Source organism: Zobellia russellii (genome assembly GCF_018728565.1).
Lineage (GTDB): Bacteria > Bacteroidota > Bacteroidia > Flavobacteriales > Flavobacteriaceae > Zobellia > Zobellia russellii.
Genome location: NZ_JACSOI010000001.1, coordinates 409,785 through 432,038 on the forward strand (window position 1 = coordinate 409,785; position 22,254 = coordinate 432,038).

The window sequence follows — 22,254 nt, forward strand, 5'->3', positions numbered from 1 at the left end:
AATGAGCCTCCGGAACTGTGTACCGGAGGCTCATTTCATATATTTTATGCTCTAATTAAACTTTTTAAGCAACTTCTTGGCAACCATAGAAAGCGTCAATTTCTGTAAAATACCACTAAAGCCACCCAATAAATGTGTTGGGTACAGACTATTCTTGGTAATCTGAACCTGCATTTTAAGATTCTCTCGCTCTATATCCTGTTGTAGCTTCAAAATCTTTAGGTCTTGGTCTATCTGTTCGAACGATGTATATTTTTTCGGTATCATATCTCTTCAAAATAAAGTTCGGAAAAACGCGCCATTAAAGGCTTGACCAACGAACGGCGGAAAACAAACACTAAAATACCCACCAGGATATAAAAGCCCCCTACGATTAAAAATCCTAAGGCTGTATTTTCAAGTTCCGCTCCTATAAAAAAGCCAGCAGAAACAGACAAAAACAAAAGCGCAAGTACAACTGCAATAGCTATAAACGCTGCCTGAGCAAAGCCTGTAATACCTTTCATAAGCATTTTAAAAGCCTTTAGCTTATAAAACTCCCTACTACTCTCTATATAGGACTTAGCGCTAGCTTCGGCCTCTGAAATGCTTTCTTTTAGTTCGTCAAAAGCCATATGCTATTTTTGTAATTGGGCATTTTTCTTTTTCAATTCGGCCAATTTGTTCTCCAAGCTCATGATAATATCATCGGCTTTATAGCTCATATTGGAAATGGTATTTTCAAGCTTCTGCTCAAAGTCTACTTTTTTCTCCTCGGCCGTTTTGGTTAGCTCTTCTGTAGCTTGGGAAATTCTATGCGTTATATCATCTTTGGTCTTCAACGCATTTTTCTTAATCTTCTTTCTTGTTTTTTCACCTTTATCAGGTGCGTACAATATGCCAGCCCCTACTCCAATAATTGCTCCGGTAAGAACGGCCAACAAAACATTTCCACTATCATTTGACATAATCTCTATTTTTTAAATTAATACTTGACTAAAATTATAATGAGAAGTCATTACTTATTTTAAGTTAAAAACAACTCCTCTGTCTATATCATGCAAGTTAGGCCAAGTCTTTAAGTGACATTACCTCAATAAAATCAAAAATTGACGTTTAAATCAATTTATGAGCCATTTAGCGATTTTAAGAGCGTTTGAGGGATGAAGTCGGCCAGAGTGGATATGTTTATCGGCGGAAAACTAATTTAACAGGAAAAACGACCTAAGAAAGTCGATTTTAATATATCAAATCTATACTACAAATAATTTCGATAAATAAAATTTATACCTAATAATCTGAGAAAAAACAATAAAAAAACTCCTCTATAACGTGATGCTATAAAGGAGCTCTGAATTATAAGAAAATTAAAATCTATTTACTCTGAAGTTTTGCCCAAGTATCTCTTAAGCCAACCGTTTTATTAAAAACTAATTTCTCTGAGGTGGAATCTGGGTCAACGCAGAAATAACCCAAACGTTGAAACTGAACTCGGTCTCCAGGTTTAGCGTCCACTAAACTAGGCTCCAAAAATCCTGTAATCACTTTTAACGAATCTGGATTAATGAATTCCATAAAATCCTTATCCTTATGTGTATCCGGACTTTCGTCCGTAAACAAACGGTCATACAACCGCACTTCTGCCTTTAGCGCATGGTTTAGAGATACCCAGTGCAAGGTTCCCTTTACCTTACGCAAGCTTTCCTCGGTGCCACTACCACTCTTACTCTTAAGATCATAGGTGCACTGAATCTCAGTAATATTCCCATCAGTATCTTTTGTGCAGCTCTCTGCTTTAATGATATAACCTGATTTCAGCCTGACCTCTCCTCCTAATTTTAAACGGAAGAATTTACGATTGGCTGCCTCCTTAAAGTCATCTTTTTCTATATATATTTCCCTAGAAAATGGAATCTGACGTGTACCCGCCGATGCATCCTCGGGATTATTCTCTGTCTCCAACCACTCTACTTGTCCTTCAGGATAATTTGTTATCACCACTTTAACCGGGTCAAGTACTCCCATAACACGTGGGGCGATTTTATTAAGATGTTCTCGAACATGAAACTCAAGAAGAGAAACATCAATAAGGTTATCCCTTTTTGCAATACCAATTGTATCGGCAAAGTTTCGGATAGATTCTGGGGTATAACCGCGTCTTCGCAACCCTGATAAGGTACTCATCCTAGGGTCATCCCACCCAGTTACTACATTCTGCTCAACCAACTGCAACAGCTTACGCTTACTAACAACCGTATGGCTCAAATTACGACGGGCGAACTCACGTTGCTTAGGCCGTAATTTTTTAGGGTCTATCACTTGGTCCAGAAACCAGTCATACAATTCCCTGTGCATAGCAAATTCCAATGTACAGAAGGAATGCGATACTTGTTCTATATAATCACTTTCACCATGGGTCCAGTCGTACATCGGATAAATACACCAATCGGTATTTGTTCTGTGATGCGCTTTATGTAACACTCGGTACATTATTGGATCCCTCATTAACATATTAGAAGAGGACATATCAATCTTAGCCCTAAGTACATGTGTACCCTCTTCAAATTCACCATCTTTCATTTTCTGAAAAATAGCTAGATTCTCTTCTATGCTCCGATCTCTAAACGGACTATTGGTTCCTGGCTGTGTTGGCGTACCTTTTTGTTCCGCCATAGCCTCAGAAGACTGCTCGTCTACATACGCTTTCCCCTGTTTTATCAATTCAACGGCCCAATCATACAATTGCTGGAAATAATCAGAAGCATACCTTTCGGTATCCCATTTAAATCCTAACCATTCCACATCTCGTTTAATAGCATCTACATACTCCTGTTCTTCCTTGGCCGGATTCGTATCATCAAACCTCAAATTTACAGGCGCATTGTACCGTAATCCCAACCCAAAATTCAAGCAAATAGAACTTGCATGGCCAATATGCAAATAGCCGTTTGGCTCCGGTGGAAAACGAAAACGCAAATCTTGCGTTGAATAGCCGTTTTTTAGGTCTTCTTCAACAATATGTTCAATGAAATTCAACGCTTCTACTGCCTCGCTCATAGAGTTCTTTTTTAGAGCCACAAAGGTACATAAAATGCCGTAATCAGGCATCTTTCTATTTCCATTCATACAAATACCTGCGTTTCACAACAATTATATCCCTTGCTACAACATTAAATTCCCCACGCGTGTATTATATGCCATATTTGTTATTGTATTCTCTATGTCAAAACCCAAATCTGACATTGAAACCTGTAGTAAACCCAAAACTACGCCTACTTATGAGACAGAAAAGAATTAACATTCCGCAAACAATTTTGGCCGCATTTCTAATGCTGCTCACCACACAGATTTCTGCACAAATTGCATTGGAAGCCCCGGTTCCCGCAGACAACCCAAATTTATCTGGGACCAACACATGGCCAAGAGCTTGTGCCGATAGTGGTTTTAACGAGTTTTTTGTTACCATAGAATGGGCCGGTGCAGCAAATTCTGATAATCAGTTCATTCTTGAATTATCTAATGCAAGCGGTTCTTTCGCTACTCCGTTAGAACTATCTACTGTAACCGATCAAAATAGCAATACAGAATTTACAACGAGTTTTAGCCTTCCTACGGATACTAGGGGAGCCAACTACAAGATGCGTGTACGAAGTACAAGTCCAGCATCAACAAGTCCAGAATCAGCTGGGTATTCCATGTATTATTTAGGGTTTGATACCAACTTGCACATGAGTCCAAATGGAGATGGAACAACCCCGGGAAGTGTACAGGCTTGTGGTGGCACGCAAATTACGCTTAGCGTAGACAACGTGCCGGCTGGAGAATTAAATACCTATCAGTATTCTTGGTATAGAAGTGGGACATTACTTTCCGAAACCGGACCCACTATCCTAACAGATGGAGCCGGAGAATATTTTGTATTTATAGATTACGGAGATTGTACAGGTTCTGCCAATACAGAATCTAACCATATTATTGTTAACTCCGGTACCAGTACTGGTATTACCATTAATCCACCGGCAACTACATCTGTATGTGCCGGAGATACCGTTGCTCCATTAGAAGCAAATGTTCAAGATGGTAGTTATATATATACATGGTATAAAGATGGTACCGAAGTACAGGCGTCTCAAGCAGGTGGTTTTACCTATACTATAGATACCAATGACCCTTCGTTTACAGGAGACTATACTGTTGAAGTTAGAGGAACAGGCATTTGTACAGAAACTTCTGCCGCTGTTGCTATGAGTAACGCCGGTGCATTTACGGTTACAAGAAATAACAATGCCAATCTTGTAGTGCTTCCATCGCAAACCCAAACCTTGAGTGTTACAACAGATGCCAATGCTCCAACTTATGAATGGTTCAGAAATGGTACGCCAATACCAAGTTCCAATAACGCTTCCTTAACCGTTAGCCAAGCAGGAACTTACCATGCAGCCATTACCCAAACGGGAGGCACATGCTCTTCAACAACCATAAATTCAGAAAACACAGAAGTTGTTGCTCCTACAGCTTTTAGAACCGAAATAGCCTATGCCACATCCTATGAGTCATGTAGCAGTACTAGCATAGCTTTAACAACGGATAAAATTTATGCCGTCCTAGCTGATGGTTCAGAAGTAGATGTAACCGCAGACGTAGCTTCATCATTTACCTACCAATGGCAAAAAGATGGTATTGACATAGCATCTGAAACATCACAATCCATAAGCTTAACGGACAGTAACGAAAACGGAAACTACACTGTAGAAACTGACTTGGGTGGTATGAACGCGACATCAAATACCTTAGCGGTACAACTTGCCAGTGAGGCCTTAACTATTAGTAGTACGAGCACCGTATATTGTAGTTCTTCCGATGTTATTACCCTATCTACTACAACAGACTTATCTTCTGAAACTTTTGATTGGGAACGCAACGGTGAAGCCATAAACTCATCAGATGCGTCATTGTCCATTACTCAAGAAGGAACTTACCGATTGGTAGTTAGAAAAGGCAGCTGTTCACAAATATCTAATGAGATTAACATTACACCATTAGATCCAGACTTAATCACTTTGGATATAGATGGCGATGTGATATTTCCAGAAGGAAGTTCCAAAACGGTAAACGCAAGTGGAGGTACCGCCTACAGATGGTTAGATGCTAACAATATTGAAATAAGCGGCTCTTCATCCGCCACTTTTACCACAGAGGGTAACTACTTGTTAATAGCAAATATTGACAACTGTGAAATAAGCAAACCTATAACAGTAACCTATTTAGATCTATTTAATATACCTAACGTTATAACGCCTAATGGTGATGGGGCCAATGATCAGTGGATCATCCCTAACTCGTACTCAAATAAGTCCGATGTACGTGTCATCATATATAACGCAAAAGGTGTAGAAGTCCTCAATTCAACTAATTACCAAAACAACTGGCCCGAGTCTTCAATGAGTTTCGCCAAGCAAAACATGGTATTCTACTATGTAATTAAAAATGCTAGTGAGACATTGAAACAAGGTACCGTAACTGTTATCAGATAACCAACCTACCATGAAATTTGTAAAATACTTAGCGCTTACTCTAATGGCTGCACTGACGTTTGCAAACGTTCAGGCACAGGAGGATGACCCCGTACTTTTGTATAGTCCGGCCCCACAGAATTTATTGAAATTCAATAGATTTTTAATCAATCCTACCTTCTCTACCGTACAGGAAGACAAGTCTTATATTAACCTTTTACACAGAAACCAATCGGTACAGTTTAAGGATAATGATCAGACTTACTTTTTGAGTTACAGTGGTAGAATAGGTGATAGAAGTGGTTTGGGTCTAAGTCTTTATACCCAGAGTGTAGGGCCTGTTTCCAATATTGGAGTACTGGCCAACTATGCCTACGGTATAAAGTTAAGCGACAAGAGCAATTTTACATTTGGTGGAAACTTGGCCTATTATAGTACGGGCCTTGATCAGAACAATATTGACGTTATAGATACGAACGATTACCGACTTAACGGAACGGAAGACAGTAATGTGCTTTCCTTTCAGCCTGGTTTTAACTTATCCTATGGGAATATAGATTTTGGTGTTTTTGCCGAAAACCTATTTGATTATAATCTAAAAACCAGCGAGTCTTTAACAGCCTTTAGTGATAAGACCTACTCTAGCCACCTTCAATATACTCATCGGTTTAAAAAAGATGATGGCATTATGGAGGGCAGCCGTTTAATGCCGATCGCAAGAGTACGCATCAACGGTCAAAACCGTTTGTCTGCTTCAGAAAGTGAGACCCAAGACCTATCCTATGGTGGTGGTGCAATTCTTGATCTGCCAAAATTAGGATGGTTACAAGCTGGTTATGATAGTTTTTATGGTGCCTCTGCAGGTGCCGGGTTCAACATTAACAAAAGACTCTCCCTAGGGTATACCATGGAAAAAGGTTTTGGTACCGATTTCAACAATTTTGGGGTTACCCATGAAATCTCGTTCGCCTATTCCTTTACACCAAACTTAACGGAAGACCGTGTTATGCTAGAGGATGATTATGAAGATTCTTTAGTTGAAAACGAAGAAGTTGACAAAAATGACCTAGTAGATAACGAGGAAATAGAGGAACTAAAACGAAAGCTTGCGGAGAACGATGCCATTATTCAAGAATTAATGTTCCGTCAAGATTCTTTGGAAAACGATCGCCAAAAAGATTTAGAGCGTCGGTTTAACATGGTAATGAGCATGGTACGTAATGAAACCAACGGCAAAAGACCAGATTTAGAAGACCGTGCCGAGAGACTATTCATGGGAACCAATGATCGTCCGTCAGTGACAAATACTGCTAGCAACCAAGATTCTAACAACGGTATTATACCAAACAGTACATCATCTAAAACTAGTGCAACTACGGCCTTAGCAAACAATACTTCTAAGCAATCAAGGCCCACCGTTGCCAGAGATAAGGTACAACAAACCACATCTAATACATCTACATCTGCAACAACTTCAACAGTTGCGGACAGAGGCAACGTAAAGAGTAGAAAATTCAAAAACCTAGAGGGAGTTAAGGATGGATATTATGTAGTAGCCAACGTTTACAAAGGTGGGCAGTACATGGATAAATTCATTAACAAACTTAATGGTGAAGGGTTTTCTTCGGATTATATAGCAAATCCGGATAACGGCCTAAAATACGTGTATTTGCAACGTTATGATACATGGGACGAAGCTGTAGCCGCCCATAATAGTAGTATGAACGGTACTTATGACGGTGCCCTTTGGATTATGGATGTTGATAACCGTTACACGAACGAAGCCTATGCTTCTAACGTAAACAAATTAAAAGAAAAATCTGCCAAGTACGATACCGACGTTCTACAAACAAATACCGTAGTAAAAGACCAAGTGGTATCTAACGAGTTAACTTCTAAAACTCACAAAATAGATGGTATTGGTTCTGGTTATTACATCATAGCCAATGTATTTGCAAACCCTAAGAATGCAAATCGTTTTGTGAAGCTATTAAATTCTTACGGGCTTAGTGCCAGTTATTTTATAAACCCCGAAAACAACTGGAGGTATGTATACCTAAAAAGACACCAATCTTGGAACAATGCCCTACTATCCTACTATACCAACCTAAATGATGCGTACAATGACAAAATGTGGATTATGCGCGTCAGACCAAATCTACTGGCATAAATGATACCAAAATCCTTAAAAAAAATACTTGCGGGCGCTCTGTTTTTATATGCATTTGCAGGATTTTCCCAAGAATACAACTCCTTTGAAGTTCGTTATCAGAACAACATTAAAGGAGACTTGACCTTTATTTCAAACAGTATTGTTAATAGAGATGGGGGCACATCTGCCACAGAACCTGAAGACCCCTATAACAACCTTAACAACAATGGTAACTATTGGCCATCCAGTAATCGAAACCCTGAAACAGGAGGATACTACAATTCGAACGATTACAAAAATATGCAGTATATAGATGTAGATTCTGATGCTACTACATTTAGTTCTAGTACGGCAACATTTACTTTTCCGAATGCCGACTGTAATCTTATTAGATATGCTGGTCTTTACTGGTCGGCTACCTATCCTAGGGATGATACTGCAGACCCGGTTGGCACACCAAGAGATTATGAAATTGATGAAATCAAATTTAAAGTACCAGGAGGTACCTATGTAGATATTACCGCAGACGAAATACTGTATGACGGTTTAACCAACACACAGTTAAGCGCAAACGCACCTTACGCCTGTTACGCAGATGTAACCGGCTTAATAACTCCCTTGACAAATCCTGAGGGAGATTATACCATTGCCAACATACCAAGTGCACAGGGCTATGGGATTACACCAAGTGGGAGAGGCAGAATGACCGGTGGAGCAGCTGGTGGTTGGACTTTAGTTATTGTTTATGAAAACCCCAACCTTACTGGTAAACTCATTACCACTTTTGATGGTTTCGCACGTGTAACGGGAAGTTCAAGTGTAAATATTAACTATTCTGGATTTAATACTATTCCTGTTGGCCCAGTAACAGCGAACATTGGAGCTGGAGCACTTGAAGGTGATTATGGAATAGTAAGAGATTATCTAAGAATAAGAGCGGCTAGCAACGGTGGGTTTACCACACTAAGCAATGGCACCAATCCATCAAATAACTTTTTTAATAGTAATATTACCCTTAACGGTGTTCATGCGGCCAATAGAAATCCTTTTAGTCGCAATACACTAGGCTATGACAGTGATCTATTCAACCTAAACAATCCTACAAATTCGGTTATCCCCAATAACGAAACGGCCGCCACATTCAGGTTTCAAACCAATGGTGACCAATACTATCCATTTTTCAACTCTTTCAACATTGAAATCATTGAACCGGATATTGTACTTGAGAAAAAAGTAGAAGATATTGCAGGTAACGACATCACCGGACAAGGTGTAAACTTAGGTCAAATTTTAGATTATGTTCTAACCTTTCAAAATACCGGAAATGATGATGCCGTAAATTATACCATTCGTGATATATTACCCATAAATGTTACGTTGGACGAGGCAAACCTAGACATGCCAACGGGAACTACATATACCTATGACCCAGCAACAAGAGAGGTAGATTTTTTCATTCCTAACAGATTTGTTGAAGTAGGAGATACACCTGGACAAATACGTATGCGTGTTCAAGTAGCTCAAAACTGCTTTGATTTTATAGATGCATGTACGGACCTGATTGAGAATTTAGCTTATTCCACCTACGAAGGAGAAATAAACAATAACCGCATTACGGATGACCCTAGTGTATCTGATTTTGATAACTGTGGATTTGTAACTCCAGGTGCTACCAACTTCCTTTTAGACGACCTTTCGGACTGTAATTTTACAAGAACGGTACAACTTTGTGGATTAAATGCCCTATTAGATGCCGGAGATAATTTTGATGATTACGTTTGGGTTAGAGATGAAAACGGAAATGGCCAAATAGATGCCTCGGACCCTGTTCTAAACGATGGAGACCCAGACAATGATCAAAGCACATTAGAAGTAACCCAGGTAGGCACTTACATTGTAGACAAAATTGTTGCCGACCCTTGTAAAGGTTTTAAAGAAATTATTGTTGTTGAACGATATGGTACAACGCAAACCAATCCGTTAGTTGAATATTTCAATGATATAAACAGCGATGCAGACCCTACTAACGATATTCAAGGCGAAATTGTTGAATGTAGTATTGATGGTGATTTATTGCCCAAATTCTTCCTTTGTGGCTCCGCGGATGTTCAGCCTATTCAATTGAATATACTAGATGCTCAAAGTATTTCTTGGGAAAGATTGGATGAAGGTAGTTGTCTTGCAGCTCCTGACGATTGTGCCAACAAAAACCTTACCTGTACATGGAATCAAGTAGAAACAGGAAGCGATTACAATGCGGACACAGCAGGAAAATACCGTTTGGTTATAAATTATACCAATGGGTGTTTTAGCAGATTTTATTTTGATGTTTTCCAGAATAATCTAAACATTCTTTACAATGATAGAGACATTATTTGTTCTACGGATGGTAACATCACTATAACCAATTTAGGAAGCAATTATGGTTACCAGTTAGTAGACGTAGCCAATAATGCTATTGTAGTTCCTTTTAGTGCCAACAACGGTCCTAGCTTTGATATTTCTACCAATGGAGCCTATAGAGTAGACGTTACCCAATTGGACAGTTCAGGAAATCCTATTCCAGATGCCTGTATTTTTAGCACTCCGGACATTGGAATCCTTGATAGGGATTTTCAAGTAGACGTAACTACAACCCCATCTAATTGTAATGCTCAGGGTATTATCAAAATAGATGTACTTAATGTTGAGCCCAATTATAACTATGTTCTAAGAAGAAGCGATGGAACCCTAATTGACGATGAAACCGCTCAGCCGGACAATACGCATTCTTTTGATGTAAACCCAGGGGATTATACCATTGAAGTTTCTACTCAAGACGGGTGTACGTATTCCGAAGATGTAACGGTAACCCGTACACCAGACCCAACAGTTACAGCGGTTACCACAAGAGACATTGGTTGTACAGCCGGTACCATTCAACTTACAGGAAGCGGAGGACTTCCCAATCCTGATTATTCCTATGCTATTTGGAGCAAAAACGGAACGAATTTATATGCCGATGTAGCTTCAATTCCGGGTGATGCGTATGATACCAATCCTATATTTTCTTTCGGATGGAGAGATACCGATGCCGATGATATTGATGAATATTTCCCCGGAGAAGACGGTGATTATGTTTTTGTAATCGTAGATTCTAACAACTGTTTCGCCTTTTCCAATGAAGTAACTATAAACGATAATGGGGCAATGACTTTAGATTCCATTACCGAAACTTCGCCTTCATGTAGTGGAGATTCGGACGGAGCGATAACTATAAATACAACAGGTGGTGTAGCCCCGTACGAGTTCAGTATAGATGGCGGAACTACTACTCAAGGAACACCAAACTTTGTTAACCTTATTGCAGGCACTTATGAAGTATTTGTAACGGATTCTTCAGGTTGTAGTTTTTCTCAAACCATAAACCTAACCGAACCTTTTCCTCTTAGTGCTTCTGCGGGTGTTTCCAGAGATGCAACCTGCGACCCCAACGGCGCAGAAGTAAGAGTAACTAATGTTACGGGAGGTACAGCTCCATATGAATATAGTTTTGATGGTGGTGCAAGCTACAGTGCATCAAGTACGGCTACACTTCCTCCGGGAGATTATACGGTAATTGTTAGAGATGCTTCATGTGAATTTCCTATGAACGTTACCGTAGAGGACGTCCCTGATGAGCCAGAAGTAACCCTTACTCCAGAGGTAAGTTATGATTGTGACGGGTTGGCAACTGTAACGGCAACACCAAACATTACAACGTACAACTATACTTATGCCTTAGATGGTGTTCCAAATTCACCGGACCCTACGAGCAATGTGTTCCTTAATGTAGGACCAGGAACCTATACGGTAAGTACAAACTATAGCTCACAGACGCCGCCAACACCAAGTATATTACTTAGTGAAGATTTTGGAAGTGGAGCAACTATTCCTAGTCCAAATACGAACGGATACACTTATGAAGATCAAACTAATAATGCCCCAGGTGATTCAAATAGTAATGTAAATGATTTTGAATACACAGTAACAAGTGACATTGTTGCTCCCTTTGGCACATGGATAAACCCAATAGATCATACAACTGGTACGCGTACAGGCCAAGGTCGCTATTTGGTAATGAATGTAGGTACGCCAACGCCAACTCAAATCATCTATTCTAAACAGATAAATGATGTAATACCTAATCAAGATTTAAGTGTTACCCTATATGTTATGAACCTTCTGCGGCAAGGTACCGGTGGTCTTGACCCCAACTTAACAATAGAAATAAGAGAAACCGGAACAACAAATGTTGTTCAATCCATACGCACCGGTGAAATTGCAAAAAATACAGGATCTAATGATTGGGTAGAGTTTACGGCTACCCTTAACCCAGGTGCAAATACAACTCTGGATTTTGTAATTAGATCTGAAGTTAACGGAAATGGCGGTAACGATTTTGCACTTGATGATATAGTGATACATCAAGTACCGGAAGTTTGTGAACAAACTGTAGAAACTGCGGTTACCGTTGTTGCTGGCAATGTATTTACCGCAAATATTACTGGCTCTACAGACGCAAGTTGTAACGGACTAAGCGATGGCTCAATAACATTTGAAGTTGAAAACTTTAACGCAGCCGGATTTGAATATTCTATAGACGGTGGTGCTTTTATAGCCTCAACAACTTCACCGGTTACTTCTGCTTCAACCCTTGGTGCTGGTTCTCATACTTTGGTGGTTAGAAAAGCAGATGAAACAACATGTTCAAGAACGCTTACACAGACTATTAGCGCACCAGATGCACTGGAAGCATTTGCTTCAATTACAACCGAATTAAGTTGTACCAATGGTGGAGCTACCATAACAGCTAGTGTTACCGGTGGTACTGCTGCTTACGAATACCAATTGGAAGATAACCTGGGTGCGATAGTTGGGACTAATGACTTTGCTACTAATGGTGCCAACACTGTCTTTTCCGGTTTAGCTGCAGGTGATTATATTGTTCGTGTACGGGATGCCAATTCATGTGAAGATGCCATTGAAGCTGCTTTGACGGTGACCGCGGCAAATCCTATTACTTTTAACGTTACGCCAACGGCTTGTTATCCTGGAGGAAATACAGCTACCATTCAGGTTGATGTTACTGATGGGAATGGAGATTATACCTTCAGCATAAACGGAAACCCTTGGGTAAGCCCAACTCCAGCAAATAGTACAATACACACTTTTAGCGGTCTTTCAAACGGTACGTATACCATTAATGTTCAAGACGGACTAGGATGTACCGGTGTATTACAGAATATTACCATTGACCCTCAATTAACGGTTAGCGCATCAGCACCTACTATTACGGCCTGCGCGACCGATACAGATATAACTATTTCTGCTTCTGGTGGGGACAATAACTATGTGTTCGCTGTTGTAACTAATGGAACTGCAGTAACGAATAGTGATTTCAGCACTGATAATCCAGTTACAGTTTCGGCTGCAGGAGACTATGATGTGTATGTACGTGACAACAGTGGGGGAGCAGATTACTGTTCGGCCATGTACACGATTACCGTAAACCAAGACGCTCCTATCGCAATTACCCCAACACCAACCGCTGTAACATGTTTTGGCGAGTCAAACGGTGCAATTTCAATAGTTGTAGATTCTGGTGGAAACGCGCCGTTCATGTACAGTATTGACAACGGGGTTACCTATGTAACCGAAAATAGTTTCCCTAACCTTAGCGCGGGAACTTATCCAGTACGCGTTAGAGATTCCAATAATTGTGAAACTACGCCTCAGGATGTAGTTGTTACGGAACCATCTCAATTGGTAGCAGAAGCGAGTATTACACAAAATTATACCTGCCTTGTTGATGGTGAAATTACCGTTGGAGACGTTACGCCAACAACAGGTGGGTCTGGAGATTATCAGTATTGCATAAATGGTGGAGCTTGGACAGCTGCTTCTTCAACAGGAGTGCATGCTTTCTCTGGTTTAACCGATGGTACCTACAGCATTAGGGTTAGGGATGCCAATGCTACTTCATGTGAGCTTACTTTGGCCGATGTTATAATTGCTCCATTACCAACAGAACCAACACTTTCTACCTCAATAACCTACAACTGTGATGGAACAGGAAACATAACCGTTCTACCTAACGATGCTTCGTATACGTATAGCATAGATGGAGGAACGGCTCAGCCAACAAATGTTTTTAACGATATAGCTTTAGGAAGCCATACCATTACCGTAAACTATGGTAGCGATTGTACAGTTGATAGAACAGTAATCGTTGAGGACGGACATGCTTTTGAAGCTTCGATTACCGCCTTTGAAAACCTTGATTGTAATGGCGATAATTCAGGAACTATTACCATTGATGCCAATAACTATGGTACAGGTGGATATGAATATAGCTTAAACGGAGCTGCATTTGTTGGTCCGTTTACAGCTGCAGAAGAAATTACAGGCCTTGCCGCACAAGCACATTCTATAGAAGTGCGTGATGTAGACAATGCGGCTGCAAGTTTGCCTGGTTGTACCGTAACATTGACTCAAACATTGACCGAACCAAATGCTGTTGTCGCTTCAGCAAGTATTACTTCAGAATTTACGTGTAATAATTCAGGTGCTACCATTACGGCTAGTGCTACAGGTGGCACTCCAACTTACGAGTATCAATTAGAAGATAATGTAGGTGGAATACTGACAGCTTATCAAACCAACACGGAATTTAACGGTGTGCCTGCAGGTGATTATATCGTAAGGGTAAGGGATACAAATTTATGTACAGATCCTATTGATTCAGCAATTACCGTATTCGCTCCCGTTGTACCAACTTTTGATGCCACACCTACAGCCTGTTATTCAGGTACCAATGATGGTTCCATAGCTGTAAATGTTACTGCTGGTAATGGAGGTTATAGCTTTAGTATTGATGGAGGTCCGTTTGTAGCGGCAACTCCAGTTACAGGAACAACTCACACTTTTGATAATTTAGCCAATGGCACTTATACCATAGATGTTAGAGATGCTTATGGATGTACGGCTGTTCAACAAACCATTACAATAGACCCACAGTTAGTAGTGTCCGTAGAGGTTGTTGATATTAGTGCGTGTAATGACGGTTCCATTACCGTTAATGCCACAGGTGGAAACGGAACCCTGGTTTACGCCATTGTACCGGCAAATACCGATCCTTCTGGTCTCTATTCAACAACTAACTTCTTAACCGTAACTACGGCCATGGCTACTGCCAACCCGGCGGGTTATGACGTATATGTTCTAGATAATAATGGGGCATCTCCATCATGTTCTTTCCTACAAGAAGATATTATCCTGACTCCCGTTGCTACGTTAACCGCAAGCGGAACAGCAACAGACCCAGAGTGTTTTGATGGTCTAGGTTCAATTGATGCTACGGTAGGTGGAGGAACAGGTCCGTTTACATATCAATTAGTGGATTTGACTCCCGCAGATGGTATTGATTACGGAACAACAAATACTAATATATCTACCACAACATTGACTTTCAATGGTATTGGAGTAGGTGATTATGAAATTACGGTTACCGATACAAATAGTTGTACAGTTACTTCATCAACCATTACCATTAACAATGCTACAGAAATAACTGCGGATATAGATCCTATTTTACCAGCGGCATGTAATGACCCTGATCCCAATGAATACGGCTTCCGTTTTGATAATGTAACCGCTCCTTCTGGTGGTACCATAGAATATAGTAATGATGGCGGTACTACATGGCAACTATCAAATGAACTAAGAGGTACTCTTTCAGGTACGGAGGTATTCCCTTCTATCAGAGTTACATTACCTAGTGGCACTATTTGTCAGAGAGACTTTGATAGATACATTATTCCTTATCCTTTGGATAATTTGGACATTAGTATAAGCGCGATAGTTGTAGACTGTTTTGATTTGCAAGTACGTGTTCAAGGAACCGCAGGTGTTGCTCCTTATGAATATGCCTATTCGGAAGACCCAGCCAATTTTGATCCAGCTACCACAACCTGGCAACCAGGTGGAACAGTAAATTCCAGCGGAGCTACGGTTCCAGCAGGCGAAGGTTCTTATACTTGGACCGGACTGACACCGGGTAGAACCTATATTTTCTATGTTAGGGATAATACGGGTTGTGTACGCCAGAGTTTAATCAATGTTAATGATCTAATTAACGAACCTATTGAAATAACTACGGATATTACTCCTACGTGTTTTGGTTCTTCAACGGGTGAAATAGAATATACTTTGAATCCTACCATACCAAGTTCACACATGCGTTGGGAATTCTTTGAAGTAGGCAATCCTATTGCACTTCAGACTAGTGGTGGAGACATTCTTTATAACAACACTATAACCGTTAGCGGTTTGCCTGAAGGGGAGTATTATATTGATATTGTTCAATCTGATGGAACTACAGATGCCTGTAGAGGTGGTAGCGAAAATACCTATTTACAAGAGTTACGTGCTTTAAGTGCAACACCAAACGTTACTAGGGATATTTCGTGTAACCTACCGGGACTAATTTCAATTGATGGAATTACCGGTGGTGGCGGAGCACCATACACTTTTGATGTAACAGGACCAGCTGGTTTTACAGCATTGACCGGTACAACGGACAACCCTGTACAGATTCCTGTGAATTCCCCAGCGGGTAATTATACGGTAACTATAAATGATCAATATGGTTGTTCATTTACCATGGCCCCTGTTGCATTGACTTTATCGCCAAACCCTACTATTGATTCTATCACACAGGATAATTGTAGCGCTCCAATAGACCTTACCGTTGTTGGAAACTCAGCGGCAGGAAATATCCGTTATGCTATTGCACCGGCCGGTGACCCAGCACCAACCACATACCTAGATAATGGTGGTGTATTCAATGATATTGCCGCAGGTTCCTATGATGTTTATATTATTGATGGAAATGGTTGTATGGCCTCACAGACAGCGTTTGTGGTTCATCCAGTACTTTCCGTTCAAGCTAGGCTTACTAAGCTTATAGATTGTACGGCATCACCTGAGGCAACAATTAATATTGAAGCTACATCAGGGTCGGGAAGTTATGAATATTCCATTACCAACGATGCTGGTGCCCCTGCGGTAGCTCAAACAGCGTTCCCAGGAAATCCTTTTGATTATAGAGCGCCTTTAGCGGGTAACTATACCATCATCATTTATGATACTAACACGCCTAACAATGCAGGTTGTAACAGAGAATTCACAATTCGTGTTCCAGACCGGCCAGAGCCGATAATCGATACAGTTACTTCTACGGATGTAACATGTAATGGAGATAGCGATGGAACAATTTCAATATCAGCTGTAGATAACGGTATCGGTCCGTTTACCTTTGAGATTACTTCTTTGGATAGTGGTGCCGTAAGCATTGCTCCAACAAGCTTTACCAATACTTCTGCTACGTTCACAGGTCTTGCACCTACAACTACGGCCGCAGGTTATATCGTTACGGTTAGAAGTAATCCTACTTCCAACAATTGTACAACGGATAGTGCTTCTATACTTATTGCAGAACCAGCTACTATTGCTGTAACTATGGATGCAGTAGTAGAGTTTGGTTGTACTACGGCTAACAATCAAAATGATGCGATCATCTCTGTGGCAAGTGCAACAGGTGGTTCAAACGCATTCGTACGTTATGAATTCATTAAAAATGATAATCCTAATACAGTTCCTGTAGAAGCTGATATTGTAGTTCAAAATGGTTCTAACGATACCTATATTGAAACCGATCTATTAGGTGGAGCTTATACGATTAATGTCTATGACGATAAGGGTTGTGTGGGCACGACCAACGCCACAATTGCTCCTTTTGTTGAAATCAGTAATACTACGGTTACCATTGATACGGATGTAAGCTGTAACCCTGGCAATGATGCCGAAGTTACTATAGGTGTAACCCTAACGCCTCCATCGGGAACTCCAACTCTTGAATATTCAGTTGTTGGAACGGACAATGCGTATAGTGTATTAAATCAAACTAATAATTTATTTACCGGAATAGGGGTAGGAAACTATGAAGTGACCGTTACCAATACGGATACCGGATGTTTTGTACAAACTACTTTTGAAATTGAAGACCCAAATACATTTGAAATCGATGCTACCACTGTTGATGTAGTATGTAATGGAGACGATGGTTCTGTTAGCTTTACCATAAGCGATAGTACCAACCCATATACTGGAGGTTTCACATGGCAAATATATAATTCGCAAGGTACGGCTACCACGGGTGATGATACCATCATTGCAGGTGCTACTGGAACTTCGGCCAATGTAGGTCCCACAACACCATTTAACATTGGCGCGGGCGAGTACCGCGTTGAGGTTACCCAAGATAGTAATCCTTCTTGTGTTGCTTCCGAGTTATTTACCATTGCAGGTCCTAGTGACCCAATTAGCGCAAACAGAATATTTACCGATATCACTTGCGTACCAGGTAACAACGGTACCATTACCATTACCGATGTTACCGGTGGGTGGGGCGGTTATTCGTATCTGATTTTTGATGCGGCAGGTCCTGTTATTGACACTAACGATTCTGCGAACTATACTTCAAACCAGAAAGAAGAAAACCTTACTGCGGCTACCTATGAAGTTTGGGTTATGGATTCTAGAGGATGTGCTGAGCAATTGGCAGATGTTATTCTTGTTGATCCATCACCGATTACTGCAGATTTGAGAATCAATCAGCCTAACTGTACCGACTTAGAAGGTGAAATTGAAGTTATTAACGTAATGAACGGTCAGGGTAGCAACTACAGTTACCAATTACAGCTATTCAACACTGGTACTTCTGCTTTTGAAGATATGAGACCCATACAAACCACAGCTATATTTAGCGGCTTAGGTGCAGGCGAATATCAAGTAGTTGTTAGTGACCAATGGGGCTGTGTAGGTACAACAAGTACAAGCATTGACTTACACGAACCTATTTCACCATTGGCATCCGTAGTTAAAACTATTGATTGTTCTACAACAGATCCCGGTGGACAGATTACCATTTCACAAACAGGTGGTTCTGGAAGCTTCAGATATGATGTACAATATCCACTGTCTGCTCCAGCTACGGTAGATGATACTAACAATACGGGTATTTTTACAAATCTTACACAAGTAGGAGATTATGTATTTACCATTACCGATTTAGACCCGAACCACGGTTGTAGTACAACTATAACACAACGTTTGGAAACAGCGGTAATTCCTGTACTGAACGTAGATTCTTCTACCAACGTAACTTGTAATGGCTTAGATGATGGAACAATTTCCGTAAGTGTTACCGATAATGGAGTAGGACCATATACCTTCCGTATTATCACGGGACCAGGTAGTTCGGCTACTTTCCCAATAGCGGCAACATCATCTACGACAACATCTGCTTTCTTTGATGGACTTGAAGGTTCTATTGCCGGAATAACTTATACTATTGAAGCAAGAGGGGCTAACAACTGTGCTATAACAACAGATGTTACTATTACGGAATTAGATGTTATTACCGTAGATCCTATTAACATTGTTCAGTATGGTTGTACTGTTGGAAACAATGGAAACAACGCTAGTGTGTCATTTACAAATGCATCAGGTGGAACGGGTACTTTCAATAGATATGTATTTATCCGAGATGGAAGTGTAGTTCAAGATGGTTCGAACACAACTTATTTTGAAACTGATGGTCTGGGTGGTATCTATGAAATTAGAGTATATGATAATGCTGGATGTTCTGCTCTATCAGCCACAGACACTGTTTTACCTTTTGTAGAAATTAGTGATGCAACGGTTACAACTACCCAAGAAGCTGCTTGTTCTCCATTGAACAATGGCCAAATAGAAGTTGGTGTAACGGTTAGCCCAGCTACCGCAACTCCTAACTTGGAATATGTTGTAACGGGAATAAACGTTACCTATGCACAGACCATTACTTCTACCAATAATCCTGAAACATTTACAGGTTTGGAAGTTGGAAATTACAGTGTAAGAATTACCAATGTAGATACAGGTTGTGTAATAGAAACTGTTCATAGAATTGAAGACCCGGATGTTATAGAGGTTACAGCCACGAAACTTTCCGACGAACAATGTTTGAACGATGGTGTAGATGATGGAAGTTTTAGTGTAACTATTGATAACTACACGGGGCCTTACAGCTATCAAGTATATGATATAAACGATAATCCTGTAGCCGGATTCAGTGGAACTGGAGATACCAGTACACCTTTGACGATTTCAAATCTTGTTGGAGGAAGTTATTACATACGCATTACGGAAACTACAGCACCTTTGTGTGATGATGATTCTAATGTTATAACCGTATTGGCTCCAAGTGCTCCAATTACCGCTATTGTTAGAGAAGAAGCCAATGTATCATGTAGCAATGATCAAGGTGAAATATTTGTAGATCCAACTGGTGGTGAAGGACCATATACCATCCGTTTGGAAAACACTACTACATCTACGGTATATACCGAAACAAATGTAGAGGCGTTTATTTTCAGAAACTTAGCGGCCGGTGATTATCATGTGACTGTTACAGATGCATTCTCTTGTGTATTATCGGATAACATCACATTGATCAGACCGGATGATATTGTAGCTAATATTACGGCAACTACCTTATCGTGTTTTAATGCAAATACGGCAAGCATATCAACAACCGTAGGTGCAAGAAATATTACACCAACGTACCAATATCAATTGAATGTTTATGATGATATTTCCGGAAGTAACTTATTAACTACTTCTGTTGGTCAGAGTACAGGCGACTTCAATAATTTAGCGGCCGGTTTCTATAGTGTAACGGTAAGTGATGAGGTTGGATGTTCGGAAGAGACCGCTATTCTTGAAATAGTAAATCCTACGGAAGTAGAAGCTTCATTGATTAGGACAAGTCCGTTGACTTGTACCACCGGTGTAGAATTTGAATTAAGTGCCACTGGAGGAAGCGGAACATACGAATTTAGTGAAGACAATGTTACATGGACAGCAATGCCAGGAAACAGCGTTAATTTGCCTTTAAGCGGCATGTTGAGTGCAGGTGTTTACCGCTACTATGTTAGGGATGCCGTAAACCTTTGTACAGCTGTTCAATCTAATTCTATTGAAGAAGACCCTATTGATCCATTAATATTAACAGTAGATGATACTGCTGCAGTAATTAACTGTAATGGTGATAATACCGCTACTATCTATGCTACGGCAGATGGTGGTTTAGGAAACTATCAATATTCTCTTTACACAGATGCTTCATTAAGTGTAGCTTCTCGTATAGCCGGTCCACAAAGCAATGGTACCTTCAGTACTTTGCCAGCCGGAACCTATTACGTAGATGTAATCAGTCAGGATTGTAGATTAACTACTCCTGAACAAGTAGTTATCTCTGAGCCTACAGCTTTGGAATACACAGATGAAATTATCGATGTTTCTTGTAACGGCGAAGAAGATGGAAGTATAACCGTTACCTTGTCCGGTGGTTCAGGGGGCTATCAATATGCTATATCTCCAAACCTTAATCAGTTTGATGATGAAAATACATTTGAAGACCTTGCCCCTGGAGATTACAGGGTAATTGCACAGGATCAAAATGGCTGCTTTATAGAGTTGGAATATACCATTAACGAGCCTGCCATTGTTGAAATATCGGCCATCTCAACACCAGAAATATGTATAGGTGAAGAAAATGGTACAATTGAATTGACCATTACCGGAGGAACTGGAGGTTATAGCACCCGAATGCATACAGAAACCGATTTTGTTCAGGACAGAACAACTTTTACCGGTCTGGCTGAAGGAAACTACATCATATTTGTACGTGATGCCCAAGGTTGTGAAGAAAATATAACCGTTGCCGTAGAACCAGGCGTAAATTTAAATGCTACTGTAGAACCGGTATATGGTTGTAATGGAAATATTCCTAACAACTACATAAATATTACCCTAGAAGACGAAACTATTGCAGATCAGGTTCTTTATGGTGTAGATACCATGGATCCAGCAGAAATGCAGTTGAACCCATTCTTTAGAGACCTTACACCGGGTACGCATTACATAGCTATATCCCATGCCAACGGTTGTATCGTAACATACGATATAGAGATTGAAGATTTCCAACCTTTAACTCTTGTTCTAGAGCAAACCAACATCAACCAGATAACAGCAAACGTTACTGGTGGAAGAGGTGAATACAATATTACTTTTGGTGATAAGGATAATGGTACGGACAATACGTTCTACATTAACCGTACTGATACTTATGTAGTTACCGTAACCGATGAAAACGGTTGTGAAGCTGTAGCAAGCATATATATGGAGTTTATAGATCTTGATATTCCAAACTTCTTTACCCCAAATGGAGATGCGGAAAATCAGACATGGAAACCTAAAAATGATGAAGGCTTCCCAGAGATACTAACCATCATATTTGATCGTTATGGTAGAGAGGTGTACCGAATGGGTGTTGGTGATCCAGGATGGGACGGTCTTTACTTAAGCAAAGAGCTTCCTACCGGAGATTACTGGTACGTTATTAAACTCAACGGAGAGAATGATGACAGGGAATTCGTTGGACACTTTACCCTATATCGCTAAATAAAAATACTTAACCTACAA

7 protein-coding genes are annotated in these 22,254 nt (G+C 40.3%); 3 read left to right on the forward strand and 4 right to left on the reverse strand.

Annotated elements, in window-relative coordinates; genetic code table 11:
* Nucleotides 1-51 precede the first annotated feature (51 nt).
* From H9565_RS01815 to H9565_RS01830, 4 genes are all read right to left on the reverse strand, one after another.
* Complete coding sequence (locus H9565_RS01815; protein ID WP_215436761.1) at nt 52-267, reverse strand: DUF6327 family protein; 216 nt, start codon at nt 265-267, stop codon at nt 52-54.
* Nucleotides 264-614: a hypothetical protein gene (locus tag H9565_RS01820; protein ID WP_215436764.1), complete on the reverse strand. Its 351-nt coding sequence runs from the start codon at nt 612-614 to the stop codon at nt 264-266. The genes H9565_RS01815 and H9565_RS01820 overlap by 4 nt, the downstream gene beginning before the upstream one ends.
* 3 nt (nt 615-617) lie before the next feature.
* Nucleotides 618-947: a YtxH domain-containing protein gene (locus H9565_RS01825; protein WP_215436767.1), complete on the reverse strand. Its 330-nt coding sequence runs from the start codon at nt 945-947 to the stop codon at nt 618-620.
* Nucleotides 948-1,353: 406 nt separating this feature from the next.
* Nucleotides 1,354-3,036, reverse strand: coding sequence for a glutamine--tRNA ligase/YqeY domain fusion protein (locus tag H9565_RS01830; protein ID WP_215436770.1), 1,683 nt, complete (start codon nt 3,034-3,036; stop codon nt 1,354-1,356).
* Between the two features lie 221 nt (nt 3,037-3,257).
* Between H9565_RS01830 and H9565_RS01835 the strand changes: the two genes are divergently transcribed.
* From H9565_RS01835 to H9565_RS01845, 3 genes are read left to right on the forward strand one after another with little or no spacing between them, the layout of a single operon-like run.
* Nucleotides 3,258-5,513 carry a T9SS type B sorting domain-containing protein gene (locus H9565_RS01835; protein WP_215436773.1) on the forward strand — a complete coding sequence of 752 codons (2,256 nt, stop codon included), beginning with the start codon at nt 3,258-3,260 and terminating at the stop codon, nt 5,511-5,513.
* A gap of 10 nt (nt 5,514-5,523) precedes the next feature.
* Complete coding sequence (locus H9565_RS01840) at nt 5,524-7,662, forward strand: PorP/SprF family type IX secretion system membrane protein (protein ID WP_215436776.1); 2,139 nt, start codon at nt 5,524-5,526, stop codon at nt 7,660-7,662.
* Nucleotides 7,663-22,233 carry a T9SS type B sorting domain-containing protein gene (locus tag H9565_RS01845; protein ID WP_215436779.1) on the forward strand — a complete coding sequence of 4,857 codons (14,571 nt, stop codon included), beginning with the start codon at nt 7,663-7,665 and terminating at the stop codon, nt 22,231-22,233.
* Nucleotides 22,234-22,254 lie beyond the last annotated feature (21 nt).